The organism is Okeania sp. SIO2F5 (assembly GCF_010692685.1).
Lineage (GTDB): Bacteria > Cyanobacteriota > Cyanobacteriia > Cyanobacteriales > Microcoleaceae > Okeania > Okeania hirsuta.
Map to the genome: position 1 here is coordinate 1 of NZ_JAAHGU010000081.1, position 25,542 is coordinate 25,542.

The 25,542-nt window shown below is 34.4% G+C and carries 18 protein-coding genes and 1 riboswitch; of the genes, 11 read left to right on the top strand and 7 right to left on the bottom strand.

The features are described 5' to 3' along the window. Window positions 1-429: 429 nt before the first annotated feature. Window positions 430-990, bottom strand: a complete 561-nt coding sequence (locus tag F6K27_RS21470; protein WP_287280655.1) for an adenylate kinase — start codon at window positions 988-990, stop codon at window positions 430-432. Between the two features lie 721 nt (window positions 991-1,711). Between F6K27_RS21470 and F6K27_RS21475 the strand changes: the two genes are divergently transcribed. Then, entirely contained in the window at window positions 1,712-2,248 is a 537-nt protein-coding gene (locus F6K27_RS21475) for a P-loop NTPase family protein (protein ID WP_287278328.1), read from the top strand. 1,467 nt (window positions 2,249-3,715) lie between these two features. Beyond that, a complete protein-coding gene (gene hpsP, locus F6K27_RS21480) occupies window positions 3,716-4,897 on the top strand; it encodes a hormogonium polysaccharide biosynthesis glycosyltransferase HpsP (RefSeq protein WP_287278329.1) in 1,182 nt (393 codons plus the stop codon). Window positions 4,898-5,114: 217 nt separating this feature from the next. On the opposite strand, the gene F6K27_RS21485 is transcribed toward hpsP, so the two are convergent. From F6K27_RS21485 to gatA, 5 genes are all read right to left on the bottom strand, one after another. Continuing rightward, window positions 5,115-5,243, bottom strand: a complete 129-nt coding sequence (locus F6K27_RS21485) for a hypothetical protein (RefSeq protein WP_287278330.1) — start codon at window positions 5,241-5,243, stop codon at window positions 5,115-5,117. Window positions 5,244-5,347: 104 nt separating this feature from the next. After that, window positions 5,348-5,797 (bottom strand): tellurite resistance TerB family protein, encoded by a 450-nt coding sequence (locus F6K27_RS21490; protein WP_287284515.1) that lies wholly within the window; start codon window positions 5,795-5,797, stop codon window positions 5,348-5,350. A 1,290-nt stretch (window positions 5,798-7,087) separates the two neighbouring features. Continuing rightward, window positions 7,088-8,278, bottom strand: coding sequence for a retropepsin-like aspartic protease (locus tag F6K27_RS21495; RefSeq protein WP_287278332.1), 1,191 nt, complete (start codon window positions 8,276-8,278; stop codon window positions 7,088-7,090). A gap of 968 nt (window positions 8,279-9,246) precedes the next feature. Beyond that, the gene (locus tag F6K27_RS21500; protein ID WP_124155324.1) at window positions 9,247-10,140 is read right to left on the bottom strand and encodes an alpha/beta hydrolase; all 894 of its coding nucleotides are present in this window, start codon (window positions 10,138-10,140) and stop codon (window positions 9,247-9,249) included. 85 nt (window positions 10,141-10,225) lie between these two features. Then, window positions 10,226-11,683 (bottom strand): Asp-tRNA(Asn)/Glu-tRNA(Gln) amidotransferase subunit GatA, encoded by a 1,458-nt coding sequence (gene gatA / locus F6K27_RS21505; protein ID WP_287278333.1) that lies wholly within the window; start codon window positions 11,681-11,683, stop codon window positions 10,226-10,228. Window positions 11,684-12,051: 368 nt separating this feature from the next. Between gatA and F6K27_RS21510 the strand changes: the two genes are divergently transcribed. From F6K27_RS21510 to F6K27_RS21535, 6 genes are all read left to right on the top strand, one after another. Beyond that, window positions 12,052-12,498: a helix-turn-helix domain-containing protein gene (locus F6K27_RS21510; RefSeq protein ID WP_124146207.1), complete on the top strand. Its 447-nt coding sequence runs from the start codon at window positions 12,052-12,054 to the stop codon at window positions 12,496-12,498. A 512-nt stretch (window positions 12,499-13,010) separates the two neighbouring features. Then, on the top strand, window positions 13,011-13,703 hold the full coding sequence (locus F6K27_RS21515; protein WP_287278334.1) for a COP23 domain-containing protein: 693 nt from the start codon (window positions 13,011-13,013) through the stop codon (window positions 13,701-13,703). A gap of 422 nt (window positions 13,704-14,125) precedes the next feature. Continuing rightward, window positions 14,126-14,611 carry a serine protease gene (locus F6K27_RS21520; RefSeq protein ID WP_287278345.1) on the top strand — a complete coding sequence of 162 codons (486 nt, stop codon included), beginning with the start codon at window positions 14,126-14,128 and terminating at the stop codon, window positions 14,609-14,611. A 146-nt stretch (window positions 14,612-14,757) separates the two neighbouring features. Next, window positions 14,758-16,284, top strand: a complete 1,527-nt coding sequence (locus tag F6K27_RS21525; RefSeq protein ID WP_287278335.1) for a tetratricopeptide repeat-containing serine protease family protein — start codon at window positions 14,758-14,760, stop codon at window positions 16,282-16,284. A 470-nt stretch (window positions 16,285-16,754) separates the two neighbouring features. Continuing rightward, window positions 16,755-17,168: an SdrD B-like domain-containing protein gene (locus F6K27_RS21530; protein WP_287278346.1), complete on the top strand. Its 414-nt coding sequence runs from the start codon at window positions 16,755-16,757 to the stop codon at window positions 17,166-17,168. Between the two features lie 195 nt (window positions 17,169-17,363). Continuing rightward, a complete protein-coding gene (locus tag F6K27_RS21535) occupies window positions 17,364-18,287 on the top strand; it encodes a collagen binding domain-containing protein (protein WP_287278347.1) in 924 nt (307 codons plus the stop codon). Window positions 18,288-18,650: 363 nt separating this feature from the next. Here the strand turns inward: F6K27_RS21535 and F6K27_RS21540 are convergent, their stop codons facing one another. Continuing rightward, window positions 18,651-20,252, bottom strand: coding sequence for a mechanosensitive ion channel family protein (locus F6K27_RS21540; protein ID WP_287278336.1), 1,602 nt, complete (start codon window positions 20,250-20,252; stop codon window positions 18,651-18,653). Between the two features lie 1,120 nt (window positions 20,253-21,372). On the opposite strand from F6K27_RS21540, the gene F6K27_RS21545 reads away from it, so the two are divergent. The 3 genes from F6K27_RS21545 to F6K27_RS21555 all read left to right on the top strand — a co-directional run bounded on the left by F6K27_RS21545 (window position 21,373) and on the right by F6K27_RS21555 (window position 25,482). Continuing rightward, entirely contained in the window at window positions 21,373-22,617 is a 1,245-nt protein-coding gene (locus tag F6K27_RS21545; protein WP_287278338.1) for a calcium-binding protein, read from the top strand. A 294-nt stretch (window positions 22,618-22,911) separates the two neighbouring features. Beyond that, window positions 22,912-23,059: riboswitch (cobalamin riboswitch) on the top strand. 449 nt (window positions 23,060-23,508) lie between these two features. Then, the gene (locus F6K27_RS21550; RefSeq protein WP_287278339.1) at window positions 23,509-24,873 is read left to right on the top strand and encodes a calcium-binding protein; all 1,365 of its coding nucleotides are present in this window, start codon (window positions 23,509-23,511) and stop codon (window positions 24,871-24,873) included. Between the two features lie 375 nt (window positions 24,874-25,248). Next, window positions 25,249-25,482, top strand: coding sequence for a hypothetical protein (locus F6K27_RS21555; protein ID WP_287278340.1), 234 nt, complete (start codon window positions 25,249-25,251; stop codon window positions 25,480-25,482). The last annotated feature ends 60 nt before the right edge of the window (window positions 25,483-25,542 follow it).

Genomic DNA, 25,542 nt, shown 5'->3' on the forward strand with positions numbered 1-25,542 from the left:
ATTAATTAATCATTCTAGCAATTGATTAATCCACAATCCAATTCTATCAAAAATATCAAATCATTCGTCACTGTGCAACGCCAAATAATATGGTAGTCCTATATATATTGTATCCTTCATCACAACTGCCAATTGTCCGTTCGCTGGCAGGAGAAACAGTTGATCATTTTCTTTGTGAGTTTAATACCCCACCGTCAACGGGGGTGTTCACGCATTACATGGGGATTCTCACCCCAAGTAATTTTCCTCCTGTCTCCAGTATAGCTGTCTCCTGTCTCCTTCAAAAATATCAAATCATTCGTCACTGTGCAACGCCAAAAATTCAGGTATAAAGCCTCTCAATTCATCCAATCCTCTTAATTTTATCAGAAGAGGTAATTCTAAATTCTAAATTCTAAATTCTAAATTCTAAATTCTAAATTCTAAATTCTAAATTCTAAATTCTTGAAATTGTTGTAATATTTGCTGTTGAACTTGGGTAATTTTTTGTTCCCCATCAATAGTAAGTAATCTTTGACGATATTCATAATATTCCAAAATAGGAATAGTACGCTCATAGAATAACTCTACCCGACGTCGCACAATTTCTGGGTCATCATCAGCACGCGATCGCTGTAGACATCGATTCATCAGTACTTCCTCAGATACCTGTAAATAAATTGCCCAATCTAGCTTTTGCCCTAAATCATCTAATAAAAAATTTAGTTCTTCCGCCTGAAAAGCAGTTCTGGGATAACCATCAATTAACCAACCCTGGCTAACATCAGATTCTAGAAGTCGTTGACGAACAAACTGGATCATTGTTTGGTCTGGTACTAACTCCCCCTTTTCTACATAAAGCTGCGCCATCTGGCCTAATGTTGTTTGAGTAGCGATCGCTTCTCTAAGTAAGTCGCCAATAGAAATTAAAGGTATCTGTAGATGATTACATAACCATTGTGCTTGAGTTCCTTTCCCAGCACCTGGACCACCTAAAATTATCAGTCTCACAGTCCCTCAACTTGATTAGTCACAATACAATACTTGATTATTTTATATATCTATATAGCAGCATTAACAGGACTTACACAAAAAGTGGAATTATATACAATTTGTAGAGGTTAACTGCCGTCACCCCCTACTAGATATGGTGGTTATGCGTAAGTCCTGATTAATTGATTTATCAAAAACTCAGATATATATAATAGCAATCAGGAATCAGTAGTGAGAATTTGACTGTTCCTTATATAATATAATGTTCTTCTTCCCTGTTCCCTGTTCCCAGATCCGGTGTTCCCTGTTCCCTGTTCCCTAAAAGTTTCCAATATCTCACAACCTAAATCATATTGCTATAGAACCCATTTGGTATTTTTAGTCATAATTCATCATTAACAGGACTTATGCATAACCACCACTTATGGTAGGAGTATACGGCCGTTAACCCCTACAAATGGTGTATAACTTCTTTTTTGCATAAGTCCTGATTAAGTGCTTTGGTAGTCCTAACATAGTCAGGATAGAGAATCTTAGAACTATCCGTTGACTCTTGTGTTCCCTATTACCTATTTATTTGAATTGGACATATATATAGTGTTAAATTTATAGTATAATCAAAAAAAGCACTATATATTGTAAAACAAGTATTGTCCTTGGGCAATGTTTCAGTCCAGCTTACAAACTGGAAAAATTCAGTATATTACCAAAAATAGATTTCTCAATTTTAATTTTCATAATGGTTGCACAACTACAAACCCCTTCTATAAATATTCCTAGCGATCTACCATACACTGTTCCAGGTCTGGTGCAAGTATTCACAAGTGGTCAGCGCAATTTCTTTACTGATGTTATGGCTCAAGCTTTGAGGATAGCTGGCCAAGGAACTCCTGTGTTGATTGTACAGTTTCTCAAAGGAGGAATTAACCAGGGACATGATCATCCAATGCAACTAGGACAAAATCTGGATTGGGTTCGTTGTGGTCTTCGTGGTTGTATTGATACGCCGGATATAGATGAAAGTCAGAAAAATTCACTACTGGATTTGTGGGACTATACTCAAAGGGTTGTAGATGAAGGAAAGTATGAGTTAGTAGTTCTTGATGAATTAAGCGTAGCAATTAATTTTGGCTTAATTCCAGACATTGAAGTAATAGAGTTTCTAGAAAAACGCCCTGGTAATGTAGATGTAATTTTGACAGGACCAGATATGCCAGAAGCAATTTTGGACATGGCAGACCAAATTACTAAAATTCGTCGCAGTCACAGGCCATAAGAAAGAAAGTTTTAATCAGGGTCTGCTGAAAAAATTGGTTAGTGGGGGTAGGAGACGGGGACGGGTCGATTTGTGGGGAACAGGCAATGGTTTCGGTCATTTTATGTTAAGAAATTTTCTTGAATTTCAGCATAAAATTTCAGTAAATTGATGCTAATAAGAGCCAATAACTAGGAGATAAGTTAAATATAAAAAGCTCCATTACCGTAAGCTATCCTGACTTTTAGCAATATTGCAGCAAGCTCTAATTATCTAGGAGAGAGAAAAGGGAAGAGGTTTTGCTTTCCAAATTCTCTCTTTACCAAGATTAAAATATTAGAATTACTGCCTAATCCTTTTTTAAACCATTTATCGTACATTTTTCCTACATTTTCTTGAGAGTAGGCAGTAGGGAGTAGGGTTTCTAGGAATAATATATCTTCACGGTTGTGCCTAGAATTTTTAAAAATATGATTGAAGTTTACTTATTAGTTAATAACTGAAATTTTGAGGCAGTACAGCATTAATGTTTATGAATTAGTATAAGTTGATGCTTGTAGAGAAATAATTTTTGTTGTTGTAAAAAATTATCTTTGTGAAAAAATCTTCCAGCTATGATTTTCTTCTAAATTCTGTCTCCTGACTCCTGACTCCTGACTTCTTCTTAGGAGAAGATAAATGATTACTTCGGTGGGAAGGATATTTCTGTTACTATCGTTACAGTAAAATGAAAAAGTTTAGTTATTGAGCATGAAACAAATATTTTTGGCAGTGCTGACTGTCGCTACACTCCTATCTAGAACCATCACCTGCAAGGTCCAATCAACTTAACGATCTTTACAACAGTTGCTACGGAGGAAATACTGGGAGTTGTGAGAGATGAGGTAGGCTTTGCAGACAAGGAAATGCGCGAGCTTGCGACTTAGTTAATACTGTGACTAGAGCGGGTATTCGTCAGATTAGCTATTATTGCCAACAGCGAAATAATAATCGGGCCTGTAATTTTTTGCGCCAGGTTAATCAAGCAGGTGGTCTTAGCAACTTAGCTCGTTTGTGCAGTCAGGGCGATGGCGGAGCTTGCAATGCTCTGAGGGTTATTAATTGCTATGCGGCAGAAAATTTCACACGTGGCAGACGTAAGTGTGGCTGACTCAATTAGCGGGGACTTTCGATTTGTCTGTTTGGCCTGGTTAATTTTCAAGCAAGGAGAAATATGTCAGGCAATCGCTAATTTTGGATTTTTTAGCAGGGTGCGTTAGATGGGAGTAGGGGAGTAGGGGAGCAGGGGATATAGAGGAGATAAAGACACCTAGAAAGAAAAATCTATTGCACAGTTTTAGCTTTGTCAGTCTACTAAATTTATTCCTTTTACAAATAGTCTCTAAGGCTTGACAAAATTTATCAAATGATGAAGTAAATTAATATTGGACAACTAAAGAATTGATGGGGATTTATACTATAGGGTATCAAATATAGTTAAATTAAATTATGCGAATATTACAGATAGTACCATCTATTTCTCTTGTTTATGGTGGTCCTAGTCAAATGGTATTAGGACTTTCTACTGCTCTTGCTGCTCAAAATATAGATGTTACTATTCTCACTACAGATTCTAATGGAGATATAGGTCAACCACCTTTAGATGTTCCTCTTGATAAACCTGTTAGACAAAATGGTTATCAAATTCGTTATTTTCGTTGTTCTCCATTCCGTCGTTATAAATTTTCTCTGAAGTTATTACAATGGTTAAATCAACACGCTTCTGAATTTGATTTAGCTCATATTCATGCTCTTTTTTCACCAGTAACTACTATGGCTGCAACTATGGCTAGAGCTAATAATTTACCCTATATTTTAAGACCTTTAGGTACTTTAGACCCGGCTGATTTACGGAAAAAAAATTTACTCAAAAAAATTTATGTTTCTCTGTTAGAAAAGCGGAATATTGCTCATGCAGCAGCACTTCATTTTACCAGTTTGGAAGAGGCAAAAGTTTCTGAAAGATTTGGTGTATCGACACGAGATTTAGTAATTCCTTTGGGTGTTAATCCCCCAGGTAATATTCAGGATGAAAAGTTAGTTAATTATCTTCAATCTCAAGCCATAGAAATTAAACATCCTGTGATTTTATTTATGTCTCGAATTGAACCTAAAAAAGGGCTAGATTTATTATTACCAGCTTTAGAAAAATTATTAGCAGAAGGGATAGATTTTCAATTTATTTTAGCAGGTGCTAATCCTCAAGATCCTAATTATGAAGCAAAAATTCGGTCACAAATAGAGGGTTCACCTCTTGCTAAATGTACAAAAATAACGGGGTTTGTTACAGGAGAAATTAAGGCAAGTTTATTACAGGTTGCTGATGTATTTGTGTTGCCTTCTTATTATGAGAATTTTGGTATCGCAGTAGCAGAGGCAATGGTGGCAGGTACACCAGTAGTTATTTCCGATCAAGTTCATATTTGTCAAGATGTAGCAGACGCAGAAGCAGGTTGGGTTGGTAGTTGTAAAATAGAGGATATGGCTATTTTAATTAAGTCAGCCTTGCAAAATGAAGCTGAAAGAAAACAACGAGGTTTGAATGCTAAAGAGTTAGCTAGAAAAAATTATAGTTGGGAAGCGATCGCTATACAAACTATTCAGGCTTACCAAAAAATTATTACCTATTAATAAGTCGTAATTTGCCTATTATTCAGTTAACAGTTATCAGTTTACTTTTGCCAACTCCAATAAACGATTTTTTTTGCTAATTAAACAGATTTGATATTAAGTGCTTGGAGTGGATTAGTATAGGTACTATCGGCTAAAGGAGGTGACTTATTTTAGCCCAATATTGGAAGATATAGCAGTCTAATAAAAGGGCACGGACATATCAAAAGCTTAAAACTCAGATCAGACTACACAGGATTTTTGCTTCTTGCTTCTTGCTTCTTGCTTCTTGCTTCTTGCTTCTTGCTTCTTGCTTCTTGCTTCTTGCTTCTTGCTTCTTGCTTCTTGCTTCTGTTATAACTGACAACTGTTCACTATTAATTAATTTAAGTCTAAATAGTCATCGTCAAACATTTTTATCTATCAATAAATTTGTGATTTTTTTACAAATAGTAAATAACCACATTTTATTTACTTTTCATAATTTTGATTATTTCTATACTTTCTAGACTTTTTTTTAGTCTCCTGATGGTTTGCTGACTGAGCTTGAAAAATTGCTGAAGCTTTCTCTACAGGCACTTCCAATACCTGAAACAAACGAGTTAAAAATGTTTGTTCTTTACCAGAAAAAACTCCATCTATTAAGATTAGATCGACAGCTAATGTAAATGCTATTTCTTTATACTCTGGATGTAGCACATCGTTGGCTATAGCAACTAAATTACTTATACCTTTTTCACTGAGTAAATTGAGCAATCTATCTAGCATATTTGTAATCTGTTTTTCTGAATAACCTTTAAACATTTCCATTTGCGTCAAAAGTACTATAAGTCTTTCTGTTTCTTGATCTAAAAGATAACCATCTGAGGCAATGGCAGATATTGCAATAGCAGCTATTGCTTCTTGTTGTGAGAATGCCATTCGATTTGGATTGTAAACTCCAAGAACCTTATTTAATAAACTCATGTTAGGCTTTGCCTCCCAATTTATTGTTTGTTTATTTCTTGACTATTTTATCTTGTATAACAGCTTTTAATAGTTTATTGTTTCTATCACAGGATTTTTTTTTTGTCAACCAGACTATAATCAGACCATTTTGACAAATTGATAATTAATTAAGAGTATTAAAGTTGTACTGAAAGTCTGAATAAAAAGATAAGTTGATTGAGGTATTAAGAAAAATATTTTGAATCAAGTCAGCTTTTTTTTATTATTTTATTATTATAGCAATCATAAATCAGATGTAAGAATTGAGGTGTTCCTTTAAAGTATAGAATATAGCAGTTATCTTATTCATATACATTCGTTTTTTTCTTATTCCCTGTTGCCTGTTGCCTTTCGGAGCTGTTGCCTAAAAGTCTCCAATATCTCACAACTAAAATTATATTGCTATATGTTAAACACCGCTTTAAATATTTTTAGCTAACTTGAATTTTGAGGTATAATTAATATCATGTCCGGATAATTAGGGTGCCAAAATATTCTCCTCTTATTCCTTCTTTTTTAATAAGACTATTTTGACAAATTGATAATTCATTAAAAGTATTAAAGTTTTGTTGAAAGTCTGAATAAAAAACTAAGTTGATTGAGATATTAAGAGCAATATTTTGAATCAAATTATTTTTTTTATGATATTAAACATCGCTTTAACTCCTTTTTGCTATCTTGAATTTTGAGGTAGGATTAATATCATATTCAGATAATTAGCGTTTGAAAAATTTATCCTCTTCTTCCTTATTCATTAGACTTGTCGCTTTATAAATTAAAAAATGCCCAAAAACCTTGTTCTGTAAGGATTGTAGCTATTGGATAGCAAAAATGCTTGGAATTATTGCTCTGTCTAGGTTAGAGTGATTTTTTCCCTTTATTTAGCGACAACTCTATTATTCATTATTCCTTATTCTTTAATGAGACTATTTTGACAAATTGATAATTCATTAAAAGTATTAAAGTTGTGCTGAAAGTCTGAATAAAAAGCTAAGTTGATTAAGATATTAAGAACAATATTTTGAATCAAGTCAGCTTTTTTTTATGATGTTCAACATCCCTTTAACTCCCTTTTACTATCTTGAATTTTGAGCTAGTATTAATATCATGTCCGGATAATTAGCGTTTGAAAACTTTCTCCTCATCTTCCATCTTTGATTATTCCATATTCCATCTTTATTCCCTTCTGAATCCCTCATAAGATTTCTTGATTTATTCCGACATTTAATCATTTTCTAATGGAATTAAAAACAAGCTTCCTGTTTCTGGAAATCCCAATTTATTAGACTTATCAAATCGCCAATGTTGTTGATAACGATTAAGAAAATTCTGACCAACAACCCCATCAATACCTATTAAATCAAGAATTTGATTATCAATAATAATCCCATCTAATTGAGATACTTCATGCTGTTGTAAACTCACAGTATCCAACATTGTTTTCCGAGCAATTTCAGTACCACAAAATCCTAAGACATCTATTTTTTCTGCATTAGCAATATCAATTCCTAATTCATTTGCTAAATTCCGAGATAAAACCATCAAATCTGCTCCTGTATCTAATAGAAACAGAAAAGGTCCTTTACCATTAATTTTTACCTCAGCTAACATGACTCCCATTCTACCTATCAAAGGAATAGCATTATTAACAGAAGAAGAAGGAGGTAGTAACTCCAACTGGGAAGTTTGAGGATTAATAATTACATCAAAACCTTTCAGAAAATCTAAACCTAAAACACCTGATAAATTACCAGGAATAGCTGTTTTAGATAAACCCATTCCTTGCAAACCATTTACTGTAGCTGCATCAACTTTTATTGTAGGTAAAGTATGTATATTAGCATTAACATTTGAACAGTCATCACCCACAACAAAATAAGATAATAAATCATTGGGAATAGGAGTACTTACTAAACCCAAATTTTGAGCTATTTTGCTTTCTATAATTGTATTAGAAGCACCTGTATCTAACAAAAAACTTTTAGTTTCCCCTGCCACTATTACTGGAAGAGTAAATACCTGACTATTTGTAAGTTTTTTAAGCTTGACAGTAGCTTTTCCTTGACTCAGAATTTCTGGTAAACTAGCTCCACTTATTTCTAATAACGCTTCCATTCTTTGATTAGCATCTGGGCGAAATTTACCATCTGGAGTTAACATTATTACTCTCATTGTGCATTGCATAGAAGCTACTTGTATCGCTTCTAAAGATGCTTCTGTGGGTTTAACTATTTTTCTGAGACATTGAGTGAGTTCTTGTAGAACTTCTTGGGATAGTCTACTAGGTTTTGATGATGGTATTTGAGCAAGGGTAGTAGGATGATTTTGTTCGCTAAAGTTGGGTTGAGGTGTAAAAAGAAAACCAATAATTCCTATGACTGAAATAATTAATTTAATTGAGGTAGTTTTTGGCATAATATCAAATCCGATAGCAAAATAGTCAGTCCTCAGTCCTCAGTCCTCAGGAGTTATAAATAGATTGGTGTGAGGTACACCAAATAGGAACCTTAATAATTGGACATCATAAGAAGTGGAAATAATCTATTAATCTAGGGAAAAAGAACAATCAACAGTTTGTTAATATACCTCATTATAGATTAATAGAGATGTTAAGATATAAAGCTCAGATTAATTGGGTTCAAAGTAATAATTACTGAAGAATCATATACATCACAATCAATTTCTTTACATAAATATTAATTACCAACATAAGGTGAATCAAAACCGATATTTAAAGGGAAAAGAATGGCTAGAGGATTGTATAAAACAGGAGATAATAAGTTATTAAATGCTGATGTGAATGGAGCATTTAATATTATTAGAAAAGTAATTCCCGATGTTTTTGAGGAATAAAGAGTTTGCCGTTTAACCCTGTAATGCTTGACTCACTATGAATGACTAGACTTTCAGACTTTTGAGTAAGTTTAGTTGAGCGGTAAGTTCAACAATTAATCATTAACAATTAATAATTACTTCCCCTTAAAACAAGAGGATTGACAAAAAGGATTTTTTTCTCCTTGATAGTTAGAGGAAATATTTTTCCCACTGTTTCATTTTCCTTGTTCCCTACTATAATATATAGCAATTTCCATAATTCTGAGGCTTTAGGAAATAGGTAAAACAAGGAGGAAAAAGACAACTGTAATTCACACTTCCCGATCGACACTATAATACTCTTCTATTTATTAGATTTAATAACAGAAGTCAAAAACATAAAATATAAATATTATAGAAGAAAAAAATTAAATTTTACTTTGGCTGCGAGGTCTATTAGACATAGGCGTGAAAATCAAAAATATAATCAATTATTATCCATAAATTATCAATTATTTCCCCCTACTCCCTCTTTTATAGATAGATATGTCTATTGTTCAATGCTTTGTTTATGCTTCTTTATTTAATCGATTAACAAACTTATTAAGTCGCTCTAAATACTCATCACCAGCAATAGCAGCAACATCATTATGATCTGCACCTGGAACTATATATAAATCTTTGATTTTAGCAGGAGTAACTGCAAATAATTTTTCACTCATATAGGCAGGAACCGATCCATCTTCCCTGCCATGAATTAACATAATAGGTATGTCTAATTTCCGTAATTTTGTAATTGAGTCAAATATTTGATGTAAGATTAATTTGATTGGAAAAAATCTATACATTCTTCCCCTATAATCCACCATCCCTTGCATAGAAGTAAAAGAACTTTGAATAATTAATCCGGCCATTTTCGGATGTCTTATAGCCAACTCAATAGCAATAGCACCTCCCAAAGAATGACCATAAACCAGTATATTTTGTGGATTAATTTCTCTTTGATTAACTAAATAATTCCAGACAATTTCTACATCTTGATAAATCTGTGCTTCACTAGGGAAATTCCCTTTACTTCGCCCATAACCACGATAATCTATCAATAAAACATCAAAACCTAATTTCTGAAATCTATAAGCTTGTTCAACATTCGCTCCAATATTAATACCATTACCATGCAAATATAACAGCACACCCTGAAAATTTGATACCTCAGAATTAGCAGGTATCCACCATCCATGTATTTGCTCTAACTTGCCTTTTTTCTTAGAAGCAGATAACCAAACATCTTCATAGGAAAGATTTACATCTTTCGGCGTTATTTTTATAACAGAACTAGGGAAAAACATAAATCGCTGCTGTAAAAATACCAAAAATATACAGACAGCAACATAAGCGATCGCTAAAACTATCCCAACAATTAAAATCAACTTTGCAACGAAAAAATAATCAAATTGCCACATAATAAAAATCGGCAGTTAGGTTTTGATTAACCAATAATTTTCTCAACACCTAACGCCTCATAAATAATAACTAAAAACCAACTTTCTAAAGGCGAGGCAGAAGTTTATACCAATCATTAGATTGTTCATAAACATGAGCAACTTCAAATAATAAAGCCTCCTTCAAAACATTACCAATTAATTGCATACCAATAGGTAAACCTTTTTCATCAAAACCACAAGGTAAACTCAAAGCAGGTAAACCAGCCAAATTAACTGGAATAGTCATTAAATCAGACAAATACATACTCAGTGGGTCATCAGTCTTTTCACCCGCCTTAAAAGCAGTAGTCGGAGCAGTGGGACAAGCCAAAATATCCACCTGAGCAAAAGCCTTATCAAAATCTTCCTTAATCAAAGTCCGGACTTTTTGAGCCTTAAGATAATAAGCATCATAATATCCAGCCGACAAAGCATAAGTACCAATCATAATTCGGCGCTTAACTTCCGTACCAAAACCCTCAGCACGAGTCTGAGCATACATCTCCAAAAGATTTTCCGACTTAGGAGCGCGGAAGCCATATTTCACCCCATCATAACGAGCTAAATTAGCTGAAGCTTCCGATGGAGCAATAATATAATAAGTAGGCAAACCGTAGCGGAACCTGGGACAAGAAACAACCTGAATTTCCGCTCCCAACTCCTGTAACTGTTCCACTGCCTTAGTAAAAGCTTGATTAACAACTGGGTCTAAACCCTCACCAAAAGTTTCTTGAATTAGACCAATTCTGATTTGCCCCTTTGGTCTTAAATTCGGTCTCAGGTTCCTCGTATAATTTGGGATAGACACATTAAGACTCGTAGAATCTTTAGGGTCATAACCAGCGATCGCCTGCAACAAAATCGCAGCATCCTCAACAGTCCTAGCAAAAGGCCCTATTTGGTCTAAAGAAGAAGCAAAAGCCACCAACCCATAGCGAGAAACCAGGCCATAAGTAGGTTTCATACCCACTACACCACAAAAAGATGCTGGTTGACGAATAGAACCACCAGTGTCCGACCCTAATGCAACTACAGACTCTTCAGATGCCACTGCTGCGGCCGACCCCCCAGAAGAACCACCAGGCACTCGTTCCACATCCCACGGGTTAGCCGTAACTTGATAAGCAGAATTTTCCGTCGAACTACCCATGGCAAATTCATCTAGATTTGTCTTACCCAGAATAACTGCACCAGAATCTAAAAGTTTTTGAGTCACAGTCGATTCATAAGGAGGAATAAAATTTTCTAGAATCTTAGAACCACAAGTAGTAGGGATACCTCGGGTGCACATATTGTCCTTCACAGCGATGGGAATCCCTGCTAATTGTCCAATTTTCTCTCCTGCAGAAATTTGGGCATCCACCTGACGGGCCTGTTCTATGGCCTTTTCTGCCGTGACACAGATAAAGCTTTTCAACTTTGGCTCCAACTGGCTGATGCGTTTTAGGGCCTCTTGGGTAATTTCTACAGCAGAGCGTTCTTTACTTATTAGTTGTTGATGCAGCTCGCTAATGGATGCCATGCCTATACCATCATTCCTAAAGTTCAGCTATTAGATTATAGGGTTAATTGAATTAACTATAAATAATTAACTATCAAAAATTCCTATGGCAGGGAACAGGCAACAGGCAACAGTCGGAAAAATATTCCCCTGTCTCAAGAGCTTTATCATTACTATGTCCGCGCCCTGTCTATTGCTATACATAGCACTGCGCAAATAGGTTAGGGCAATTATAAACACTCATGCCGAGGGTCATTATAACTTTTGACTTTTAAATTTTAACTTTTGACTTTTGACTTAATCTATATATTCCAAGGTAGATTTTATCCGGAGATTGGCACATAGAGGTAGATAAGATTAAAAACTTCCATAATTTCCGAATAGGAGGTATGCCAGCAAAAGCTAGTTTGAAACCACATCTTACGGTAGAGGAATTGAAAATTCGCTACCGACAAGCTCCAGATACCATCGAATCTCGTCGGTGGCATCTCCTGCTTCTAATTGCTCAACAATGGTCTATTAAAAAAGCATCTCAAGTTGTGGGACTTAACTACGATTATGCTAAGGAAATTGTTGGGCGCTACAATAGGGAAGGGCCTGAATCTGTGAAAAATCGCAGTAAAGACCGTCAACCACCACCTGCTAAATCTTTGTTGACACCAGCTCAACAGCAGGAACTTTCAGAGGCTTTACAAGGGCCTGCTCCTGATGGTCAAGCATGGTCTGGTCCAAAAGTAGCCCGTTGGATTGCTCAGAAAACTGGTCGCGACCATGTCTGGCCTCAACGAGGTTGGGATTACCTAAAACGACTAGGCATTGACTGGAAAAAAAAGTAGAAAAATGTTGGATCGTATCTTAAATGGGATTTTGAATTGGAGAAATTTTTCTCTACAGGAATTTTAGATTTTTATCCTGCATTGCAGTGCTATTTAAGTTGTAAGGAAAATATTTTGGAATTAAGAGAATTAAGAAACAAGGGTGCAGTTTCTGTTGTGTTAGGGACAAATATTAAGGACTGAGGTATGGCGAAGAAACCTCACTGTACCTAAATTCCGCAACAAATGCTTACATTAAAAGCTTTTCCGGAGCAAGAGCGAAAATCTTGAGAAATTGAATGAAGGTTGTTGAGGCTATAAGTAATAAATAATGCTTGATATTATCAATTATTTATCTTTTCTGTGGCGGGTTTAATAACCCACTGTCAACGACGGGGATGCTTAAAATTGTTTGGGGTTTGTAGACACAAACGTAGCTTGTCGAAGACTATTCATAAGCAATTTTCTCTTATGCCTTCTACCTTCTTCAATGGCAATAACCTACAACATAAATATCCCAAGATTTCGTTGTTATGAAAATCAATATTTGTACAAAAATATGTTTAGTATTTGCTTTCTGTTTAGGGACTAATTTAACTATCAATAATCCCGCTTATGCTAGACCAAAATCTAGATTGCTTTGTGAAATTAAAGAAGAACTATGTCAAAGAAAGGAACAGAATGTATGTACAGAAAAAGAAAGCTGTTCTGAAAAAATAAAGCCAGTAGTCAAAGAAGTTTCACCCATAATTCGACCTAATAAATTTTATTGTGACCGGGGTAAAAATGGTATCCCAACTACTTTTGTCAAAACACCACAAGGTACTTATACAGTTATTCGTTGGGTTTCTAATTATTTCTTATCTGCTGGATATAGTCCCCTGACTCGTTGCCGCCAAGTATCAGATAAATTTCAATTTTTCTATGACGATGGCAGACTAGATTACATTACGACTGGTATTGTTAATCGTCAACCAGTAATTTGTGTTTCTGGTAGAAAGGGAGGTCCTTGCCAAGGGGTATTATTTACTCTCAAACCTCAGCAAAGTGCTAGTGAAACAGTTCAAAAGTTATTTGATATTCGAGTTGGTGCTTCTACAGGTCCACTATATGAAAGTGGTTCCCGTTTCTATTTAAACTTTAATGACTATATAGAAGATTTAGTAAAAAACAAATATGACAGGTCTTCTAATAATTCTCAAACTTCTAGTTTCACTGGTTGGTAATGGAGTAATACCATTTCTCAAAAACTTTTCTACCAGCATCTTGAGCGGGGGAATAGGGGAGAATTAAACATAATAATAATTAACATTAACTGAGCTGCTAATTAGCAAAAAGGCTATTTAACTTGTGTTAATTATTTAATAACTGAAGCGCGACTTAAGTATAGTATTACTTTTGGAAATTGGTATAATATTCTGTGAATTGGCGATCGCTAATATTAACAGTTTGTATTGGTAATTGGTTATTTTACTTCCCAATACAAGCACTATCTAAAAATTTTTATCGCCTCAAAAATTCATAAATTAAAATACAAGTTCAAAATTGTACTGACTGTAATAATTTTTGTACTATTGAAGAGCTTAAAGGTTTAGCTAAATCAATCACAGTTAAAGTTATTTCTGAAAATGCTTGGGGTTCAGGAATTATTTTAAAACGGCAAGAACAAATCTATACAATTGTTACTAATCAGCACGTTTTAGATACTCAAAATAAATTTTATCTGATTCAAACTCCAGATGGTAATTTCTATGAAGCAAATCAAATAGATCATGAAGGTTTTCAAGGAAATGATTTAGCTCTATTACAATTTCGCAGCACTGATTATATCTACACTGTTGCATCTCTAGGAAATTCTCATACTCTTGCTGAAGGAGATAAGATTTTTGCTGCTGGGTTTCCTATTTTAGAAAAACCTCAAGATACAGAGTTTTTATTTACCAGGGGAAAAGTCTCAATATTGTCTGATAAACCTTTAGAAAAAGGTTATCAAATTGGCTACACTAATTTGATTAAAAAGGGGATGAGCGGTGGTCCGTTACTGAATATTTATGGGCAAGTTATTGGTATTAATGGAATGCACGCTTATCCTTTATGGGGTAATCCTTTTTTGTTAATTTTGATTCCTATTTAAATTCTTGATTTTTCCCTCTGAGTGCTGAATTATCAAATATGGATTTCAAAATTTTCCATCGACTTTTGTTAATTTTGATTCCTATTTAAATTCTTGATTTTTCCATCTTCCATCTTCCTTCTTACTTCTTACTTCTTCCTTCTACTATGAACTTTAAAAATTATCTATGGACTTTTGTGAATTTATTATTCCCAATTCAGCCATTACTTCTGACTTCTTCCATCTTACTTTTTCCTTCTACAGCAATTGTTTTAATGCAACCTGCTGCTACAGCTTTAATGGCAGATGAAATTAATCAAATTGCCACAGAATTTACAGTATTAATTGATTCGATCAATCCAGCTTCTGGGGTAATAATTTATCGTAAAAAAGATACTTATTATGTTTTAACTGCCAAGCACGTTGTAGAAACCCAAGATGAATATGCAGTTATTACCAAAGATGGAGAAAGACATAAAATTGATTATCAAAGAATAATTAAATTACCAGGAGTAGATTTAGCACTTTTAGAATTTCAGAGTCAGAAAAAGTATCAAATAGCTACTTTAGCTGATTATGATTATCAAGCTGAATTTCGTCATATTTTTGTGTCTGGTTGGCCTGCATCGAGATTACCTTTTTCCGAAAGAGAACATTTATTTAGTCCGGGATTATTAATTAATCAAGATTATGAATTAGCTTTTATCAAAGACCCGGTTTCTAATGGTTATGAACTTTTTTATAACAATATTACTGAGTTAGGTTTGAGTGGCGCACCTATTTTAGATACTCAAGGAAGAGTAATTGGAATTCATGGTGCTTCTGAAGGTACAAAAATTTATGATGAAAAGTCTAATTCAGTGGAGAGGGTGAGTATTGGTTTTAGTTATGGAATTCCTATCAATACTTTTTTACAGTTAGCAGATAAGTTCAATATGAGATTAAATATTCAATTGGAAAATTTCCCACCACCAGAACTAACTGAAAAAGAAGCTTTTTCTATAGAAGCTTATTTAAAAGTTCCAGAAACAACAGATATTTCTAGTGCAGCAGCATGGGCAAACCGTGGAAATCATTTGTATAGATTGGAGAGATTTGAAGAAGCACTAATAGCTTTTGAACGTGCAATAAAAATCAGAGAAAATTTTTATCCTGCTTGGTATGGAAAAGGAAATGTCTTATCAGCTTTAGGTAGACATGATAGAGCAATTGATGCCTATAAAAAAACAGTAAAAATTCAACCATATTTTTATTTAGCTTGGCGATACAAAGGCGCTTTATTAGCTTATTTAGACCGACCTCACGACGCATTAATATCTTTTAATCAAGTAATTAGATATAAACCAGATGATTTTGTAGTTTGGTATCTGAGAGGAAATATTTTAACAAAACATTTTCAGGAATATAAAGAAGCGATCGCTGCTTATGATCGAGCAATTCAATTAAAGTCTGATTTTGTTGATGCTTGGCTGGGAAAAGGGGAAGTTATTTATCGTTTAGAACGGTATCAAGAAGCTAGACAAGTAGCTCAACAAGCGTTGAAACTTAAGCCTAATAATCCAGAAATTTTGAGTTTTTTAAATGCTCTAGATGAAAGAAATTTACTACCATACTCTGTTGAATGGAGACCAAATCAAAACCAAGTAGAAAGAAGAAATTATCCTCCCAGAAGACCACCTAATTTATTATGGTAATCAATATATATAGTAGGGAATTAGGAAGCAGGGAGTAGAGAGTAGGGAATAGGAAATACCAAGTGTGAAAAAAGAATGTTACGGATAATTAGAGTAATTTCTAGACTTTACCTATAGTATTTCTTTGACTAAAAATAAATCTTATCCCTAATAAATTCTGAAAAACCCCGGAACATTCTTACGTATTTTTGGCTCTATAAGACCAACAATCATATCTCAACCATCAAGTTTTAATATCCGATAGATTAACCCACAAATATCAAGGATATTACGACAAATTTATTATGGCTTTTTAAAATTCTTAACCTACCACCTATAACTTTCTTCAAGGTTTATTTAGGTATAGCAGTCGAAGGAAAGTTTAGGACAGATCGACAGCTTAAAACTCAGACATTGTCAATGTAACTCCGGGTAGTAATCTGACAAATATTAATATTGGTAATATTGGCAATGTTAGTAACCGTGGTCAAATTAGTGGCACGAAATTTAATGATACGAATACGAATAGAATATTTGACCCTGGAGAATTGGGTTTAGCAGATATTACTTTATATTTAGACCTCAACCAAAATGGATTTTTGGATGAGGGAGAACCTCCGACTATTACTAGTGTTAATGGTGAATATTCTTTCCTAGATTTACCTCCTAATACTTATATCTTGAGAGAAATTTCTCCACCAGATTTTGACCAAACTACTCCCGACCCAATTTTAAATGTAACTCCAGGAAGTAATCTAATAGTTAATATTGGGAATGTAAGTAACCGAGGTCAAATTAGCGGTACAAAATTTAATGATACGAATACTAATGGAAGATTAGACCCTGGAGAAAATGGTTTACAAGATATTACTCTATATTTAGACCTAAATCAAAATGGATTTTGAGATGAGGGAGAACCTCCGACTATTACTGATATTAATGGTGAATATTCTTTCCAAGATTTACCTCCTAATACTTACACGATTAGGGAAACTCAAAATTCAGAATTTGACCAAACTACTCCCGACCCAATTATTAATGTAACTCCAGGAAGTAACATTACAAATGTCAATATTGGTAATGTAAGTAACCGGGGTGAAATTAGCGGTACAAAATTTAATGATACGAATAATAATGGAATATTTGACCCTGGAGAATTGGGTTTAGCAGATATTACCTTATATTTAGACCTAAATCAAAATGGATTTTTGGATGAGGGAGAACCTCCGACTATTACTGACATTAATGGTGAATATTCTTTCCAAGATTTACCTCCTAATATTTATATATTGAGGGAAGTTTCTCCACCAGGTTTTGCTTCAACTACTCCTGACCCAATTATTAATGTAACTTCGGGAAGTAACATTACAAATGTCAATATTGGGAATGTAAATAATCGAGGTGAAATTAGTGGCACTAAATTTAATGATACGAATACTAATGGAATATTTGACCCTGGAGAAAATGGTTTAGCAAATATTAATCTATATTTAGACCTAAATCAAAATGGATTCTTGGATGATGGAGAACCCCCGACTATTACTGATATTAATGGTGAATATTCTTTCCAAGATTTACCGCCAGATACTTACATAATTAGGGAAGCTCAAAATCCAGAATTTGACCAAACTACTCCTGACCCAATTATTAATGTCACTCCAGGAAGTAACATTACAAATATCAATATTGGGAATGTAAGTAACCGAGGTGAAATTAATGGTATTAAATTTAATGATAGAAATGCTAATGGCATATTTGAACCTGGAGAAAATGGTTTAGATAATTTCACTTTGTATCTAGATTTGAATGATAATAGTCTCTTAGATATTGGGGAACCTGCAACTATAACTGATGAATTTGGTTTCTATTCATTTGAAGATTTACCCCCCAATACTTACACAATACGAGAAGTGCAAAAATTAGGCTTCTCTCAAACTACTCCCGACCCAATTGTTGATGTAACTCCAGGTAGTGATATTAATGATGTTAATATTGGCAACTTTAGTGAATTTTCTTTCCTATAGTTTGACCATTTTTTGAATTCAAAATTCAAAATTCAAAGTTCAAAAATTTGGATTCTAACTTAATTTCAATAATTGTTTAATTAAGGATTCAAGTCTCGTTCGTAACTAACGAAAAAATCAAAAATATTTTCCTTATTTCAAGCCTCTGACTTTCCTGCGGAATGCTGCCCAAACAGGCAGAGGTTATAATTTTGAATTGATTTGACCAGATAAACATAACTTATACCAATTCACTTTAGAGATGTCACAAATAGTTTCAAACTAAAGATGTGAAATAATTTCCTGAAATTACTGTAGCGTCAAAGTTTTGAGTCTGTAAAATCTTACTTTTGACTTTTGACTTTTGACTTTAGTGAAACGGTATTATTTTCCTAAATAGGAGCGCCGAAGTTGCCAAATTAGCTCCCGATAGAGTTCATTTTTGACTCTATTTCCCCTTTCGCAATGTTCTAGCTTAATATCATCTACAAAAAACTTAACGATAAAGACTTTATTAGGGTCCATCGCTGGTCCTCCAAGAACTCTAATTTCTTGCATCCAAATTTTCGGATTTTGCCATTCAATTTGTGAGTGTTTAAATCTTTCTTGTAACCATAGGATAAGATTGTCAACAACATCATCGAATCGTGTATCATCAATGGAAAGATTATTCGCCTTTACCAATAATTTATTAGTTTTCCTCTTGAGAAGTTTAATTTTTTGCTCCCAAAATTCAGGAAGTATTTTCCGATCTTCTAACAACAAATCTGTATCTTCTAACCAGGCACTATACCATTCTCTGACTAAACCAATCAAAGAGTCTCCTCCAGCACTCGCATTATCTCCTTCTTCTAGAATTAATTTTCGTTGATGATTACTTAAAGAATCTGCTTTTTTTAATAAACCAAGTTGCTCACAAATATTCAAACAATTTTCTTGAATAGTCAGAATTTGATTGTCTTCTAAACCTTTATTTTCAAACTCTTTTACCTGTTGAGATAAAGCATAAAACTCATCCTCTATTTCCTTTAACTTATGATTGAGTTTTTGTTCTGCTTTTAGTCGTATAAAACCTGCTTCTCGCTTCTTTTCTGTTTTTATTCCCGGTTTAGAAAATCCATAAAATTGATTTATAAGTTCAACTTTACGGTCAATTTCCCCCATTGTATCGGGATGTGCTAAGACTACCTTTTCAATTAACTCAATTGCTTGACCGGGTTCAACCATTGACATGATAGGAACTTCAAGTTGATCGTAATAATGAGGAGTAGGACGAGTTAAATTAACAATTTCTGTTTTTTCAAAGTTTGAGTTGGGAATATAAAGATCGCTGTGGTTACTAACAACATACAAATGAGTGACTCGTAAACCCACTTTTTTGATAACCGCTAGTTGACCAGAAGAAAGTAAAATTACATCTCCAAATTGAAAAGGAGTATCTACTAATAAAACCAAACCGCTGAGGAAATTGGCTAGAGAATCTTTGAATGCAAAGCCAATAACAAAGGATGCTCCTCCAATTGCGACCCAAAGTCCACTAATATTAATTCCCAAAACTTGTAAGAAAAATGAGACACCAATAACATAGATTACAATTGGCAATATGGTTTCAAGGATGGGAACTAAAACATCATCCCACATAGCTTCTGTTTTATTAGCATAATCTTTTAAGTAGTAAAGAATAACTTGAGTTAAAAGTTGACCGATAATATAAGTAACTATAGCGATAGTTAGAGCAGTTAATCCTTTCTTCACCCAAACTTCATAACTGTCGAATTTCAATTGAGGAATTAATAATATTTGAACGCCGACAAATAGTGTAATTACCAATAAAGGTTTGCGTATAATTTTTAAAGTCGTGATAGCTGCATCTGAAGATAATTGACGAAATAAAGGAGGAAGGATTATAAATGTTATCAAATATAGTATGGCAACTATCGCTCCTAAAGTTGCTAAATTTTCTAAAATTTTATTTATTTCAACCATATTAACCTGTTTTATTTATAATAAATAAGCTTTTAATTTTTTTGATTTTATTAGTTAATTTTATCTGCTAAGTGCTGAGATAAAATAATTAGCATTATACCCTTAAAGAAAATTCCTCATACAAGAAGTTTCATTAATGGCAACTATCGCTCCTAAAGTTGCTAAATTTTCTAAAATTTTATTTATTTCAACCATATTAATCTGTTTAATTTATAAGAAATAAGTTTTTTAATTTTTTGATTGTATTAGTTTATTTTATCTGCTAAGTGCTGAGATAAAATAATTAGCATTATACCCTTAAAGAAAATTCCTCATACAAGAAGTTTCATTAATGGATAATTGATAATTGCCTCTGGTTAAAACCAAGAGTATTGAATATCAACACATTATTTCTTTTTTTTACTTAAAAGAGGAGGCTAATCAAGCTAAATTACTTAATTAATAATTAACAATTATTAATTATTCGGTAAAAATTTTATTTTTTTCAAACTACTGCTACTCCAAAAGTAATAACTACTAAGGTTAAGTGACGATCAATTTCATTCATAACTTTTAACTCTCCTTTGAAACCTAATTTCTCCTTCAGTGTGATAATAAGTTAATAAACTCACAGTTAATATAGCAATCCTAAATAGGTTGTAATATTTTATCTAAAATTGGATTTGAAGACCAAACCTATACATTTTTTTCAGAAATAATTTAGAATTTCTATAATAAAAATAGTGTTGGTGAATCAAGCTATGAAATCTAAGGATCCCCTTATGAGAAACCGAATTTGTGGGAAACAGGTGTCATTCAATAATTGATAATTAATAATTGATAATTACCTCTCCCTAAAACGGATTGGATTGAATAAAAGAAAAATTTTTTCTTGTTTCTCCTTTAAAGGAGAGACTTTATACCTTAATTATTCGGTAAAGTATGGGTATCTAATACAAACCCGGTTTCTACACTGATAAAAATCATAGCCTAAATCACCAACGCCATAAAAATTTAAGATAATATTACATTTTCAATACGTCTACCTGAGTCTGAAAAAATTCCCTAATTATTTTTAGGAAATATTTATCGCGCTTGGTATTATTAGTAAGTCAATAACATAGATTTTTATTCTCGGAGCATGGTTACAAACATTATTCCCCAAACAAACATCGATCGCCTATCTGTAAACTTTCAAGGAAATGAAGGAAATAACTTTTCCATTAATCCTTCTATTTCTGCTGATAGTCGTTATATTGTTTTTGAGTCTGCTGCTAATAACTTAGTAATAGGAGACACAAATAACCAAACAGATATTTTTATTACAAATAGAGAATCTCAAATTACAGATATTGTTTCGGTCAACTATTTTGGGTCTGGGGGAAATCTCAATTCTTTTCATCCTTCTGTTTCTGGAGATGGTCGCTTTGTCACCTTTGCCTCTAATGCCACTAATTTAGTTCTAGGAGATAACAATAATACAACCGACATTTTTCTCAGAGACCTCCTAACTGCTACAACCACAAGAATATCTGTAGATTCTCTAGGCAACCAAAGCAATGCTGCCTCAATAAATCCCACTATTTCTGCCGACGGTCGCTTCATTGTCTTTGAGTCTGATGCTACCAACTTAGTCACTGGAGATATTAACAACGCTAGAGATATTTTTCTGCATGACACCCTAACTTGTATAACTGCTCAAATATCTAGAAACTCCCTCGGCGATCGAGCAAATTTCAGTTCTTTCAACCCGACTATTTCTGCGGACGGTCGCTTGATCGCTTTTGACTCTTTTGCGACTAATCTTGTGGCAGGAGATACCAATAATACCAGAGACGTTTTTTGGCACGATACCCTAACTGGGATTACCAGCAGTATTTCAGTAGATGCTTTTGGCAACCAAGGAGATTTCAGTTCCATCAGTCCTTCTATTTCTGCCGATGGTCGCTTTATCGCCTTCGAGTCTACGGCAACTAATCTAGTACCGGGAGATACCAATGATGCCAGAGATATATTTGTGCGCGATGTACTAAATGGCATTACGACTCGCGTCTCTGTGGATATTTTTAGTAACCAAGTCAGTAGAAGTTCCTTTGCACCGACGATTTCTGGTGATGGTAGGTTTGTAGCTTTTGATTCTTTCGATCCGTTACTGGTGCCTGGAGATAGCAATGGCACTAATGATATATTCGTGCGGGATTTGCTAAATGGTGTCACCACTAAAATATCAGTAAATTATCAGGGGTTAGAAGGAAATTTGACTTCTTTTAATCCGGCGATTTCTGCTTCCGGGGAAGTTGTCGCTTTTGACTCTTTTGCGACTAATTTAGTAGTTGGAGATAATAATAATAGTCGAGATGTTTTTGTCTGGAGTGAAAATATCTAGTTAGGGTTTGCTGAAAAAATTAGTTGGTGGGGGTAGGACACGGATACGCGGAGACACGGGGACGCGGAGATGGGTAAAAGGCAATTGTTTCGGCCATTTTATGTGAATAAATTTTCTTGAATTTCAGCAGAAAAATTCAGTATTTTGAGGTAAATAAGAGCCAATAACTTAGGAGATAAATTGAATACAAAAAGCTCCATTACCGTAAGCTACCTGACTTTTAACTTTATTCAGCAAACCCTAGTTAGCAAAAAAAATTTTGTAAAAGTATTGCATTAATTGAATAGCTGTGTTTTAATATTGTAATTAATCGGTTCTAATGGAGGCCATCCGTTAGAGGAAACGGGGAAAGTTCGGTGTAAATCCGTCGCTGTCCCGCAACTGTGATGAGATACTTTATTATCTCTCAGTCAGAATGCCCGCCGATTGAATAGTAACTTTATCAAACATCTGCGAGGTATGGATGATGACTAATATAGTATTGACAAAAAGGGAATTAGCCCTAAATAAGAACCTTTCGCTACAGATATTTAGACAAAGCTTATTTAAACCAAACTCTGGGAAACAGCTACTACTTAAAAAGAAATAAATTAGCAATTATCTTTTCTTTTGTGGATTTAATACCCCACCATAATCACCGCGCTAAAAATTGCTTGGGGTGGGAATCTCCTCTATGCAATTTTCCCTTTTGCCTTCTTCAATAAGAATAAAAAAATAACAGCTAGAAAGTTGACAAAAGGTAAAAAAAGTGCTTCGGAATCTACTGTTAAAAACATAAAAATAAGTAATAAGAGCAATAGTTAACGGTGGGATTAATAGCGATCGCAACTTCTTTGCTAATACCAAAGCAGTTGCGACAGAAAGTCTTGCATAAATTTCAAAAGAAATAAAATGACAACAATAATAGGAACAGAAAATAGTGAACTCCTCACAGGTAGTTTGGAGGCAGAGGAAATATATGGTTTAGCAGGAGATGACACAATTAATGGTCTCGAAAGTGGAGACTTAATTAGTGGCAACCAAGGCAACGATATTCTCAACGGAAATGCAGGTGGCGACACGCTGCGGGGTGGTAAAGGGAACGATAATATCTCTGGAGACCTTGGCAGCGACAATATTTATGGCGATGTAGGTACAGACACCTTAACTGGGGGAGAGGGTTTCGATAATTTTGTTCTTCAACGACAAAATCAACCACCAACGGGAGACCCAGATATTAACCAAGCAGACTTAATTACTGACTTTAATCTAGAAGAAGATGCCATTGGTTTATTAGGAGGAATAACTTTTGAAGACCTCAATATATTTCAAGGTAGTAATGAACTAGCTGACAGCACCATTATCCAAGATGCAGTCACGGGAGAATTTTTAGCTATCCTCTCAGGTGTTAACAGCAGCGAACTTACCGAAGACCAATTTAGAATATTTGTCCAACAACTCGGACCTTATTCCAGTTCCACCCAAGACCCAGGAAAAATAGATTCTGCCATCCCTGGTTTTATTAGTTCTGAGGGTGAAGGGTTAATTAGGTCAGACAGTGTTGTTAATTCAATATTTGCAGCATGGGCAACAGGATTTCAAAATTATTCCCCTGCATCAGGAGTAGATGAAAGATTCCAAACTCCCGAACTAACATTAGGACCTACTGCTAGAACAGATAATTTTATTGATATTGCTTCACTGGGCGATCTAACTCAAGAACAAATAGACGCAGGAGTACCACCAGGAGAGATTACTTTAACCTTTGACTCTGGTATTAGTAATGGTGTGGGAGCGGACTTTGCAGTATTTGAAAATGGTTTCAATAATCTCGGCGGTATTTTTGCCGAACTAGCATTCGTTGAAGTTTCCAGTGATGGGGTAAATTTTGCTCGTTTTCCTAGCGACTCTTTGACAGGGCAACCATTAGGTAGTTTTGATGTCATCGACCCCACACAAGTTTATAATTTAGCTGGTAAACACGTTAATAACGCTTCTGAGTTTGAGGGAGAATTTTTTGGCAGTTCTTGGGGAACTCCTTTTGACTTAGATGACTTAGTTAACGACCCGTTAGTGACATCCGGTGCGGTAGATATTAATGCTATTCAGTTTGTTCGCATTGTAGATATTCCTGGTAATGGTAGCTTTTTAGATGCTACAGGAGACCCCATTTTCGACCCTTGGACAACTGCACCACCAACTGCGACTTCCGGTGGTTTTGATTTGGAAGCGATCGGGGTAATTAACCCAAATTCCGCACCACAAAATGTAGTATAGAAGAAGGAGACAGGAGACAGGAGACAGGAGACAGAATTTTAGAAGAAAATCATAGCTGTCGCAATTGAGTAATCAATCAAGCAAGTATTTATGCGTAAATTTTTTACTGGGAATTTGATGAACAAAAAAAGTAATTGAGATGATTTGCTGATGATAAATACTTACCAAGCTACGGATTTATATACTACTTTTAATGATACAAATTGAAGTGCGGATGTGGGATTAATGTTATTAAATCACTAAATATGGATAACTAAAATGAGTGAATTTAATTGACGGGTGACACTGCTAAAACCCAGTCTTGAGTCTATAAATCTTACTTTTGACTTTTGACTTTTGACTTTTGAATTTTAACTTCCCCAATCTGAGGGAGTCTTGACAGACGCTTTACCTCAGATAAATCAATCCAATTTACTGCAAATCAATCACTCTCCGAGTATTCCTACTACTGAGTATTTGAGGGAAAGTTTGCGTAAGTGTATTCAGTCTCTGCCTGTAACTCAGATTTGGGTGAATCCCGACTGTGGTTTGAAAACTCGTCGTTGGGAAGAGGCGATTCCGGCAACTCGGAATATGGTACAAGCTGCTATTAGTTTGCGACAGGAGTAGTTTCAGTTATCAGTTAGCCTCCTACGGAGGAGCTACACTAACAGTTATCAGTGAACCTCC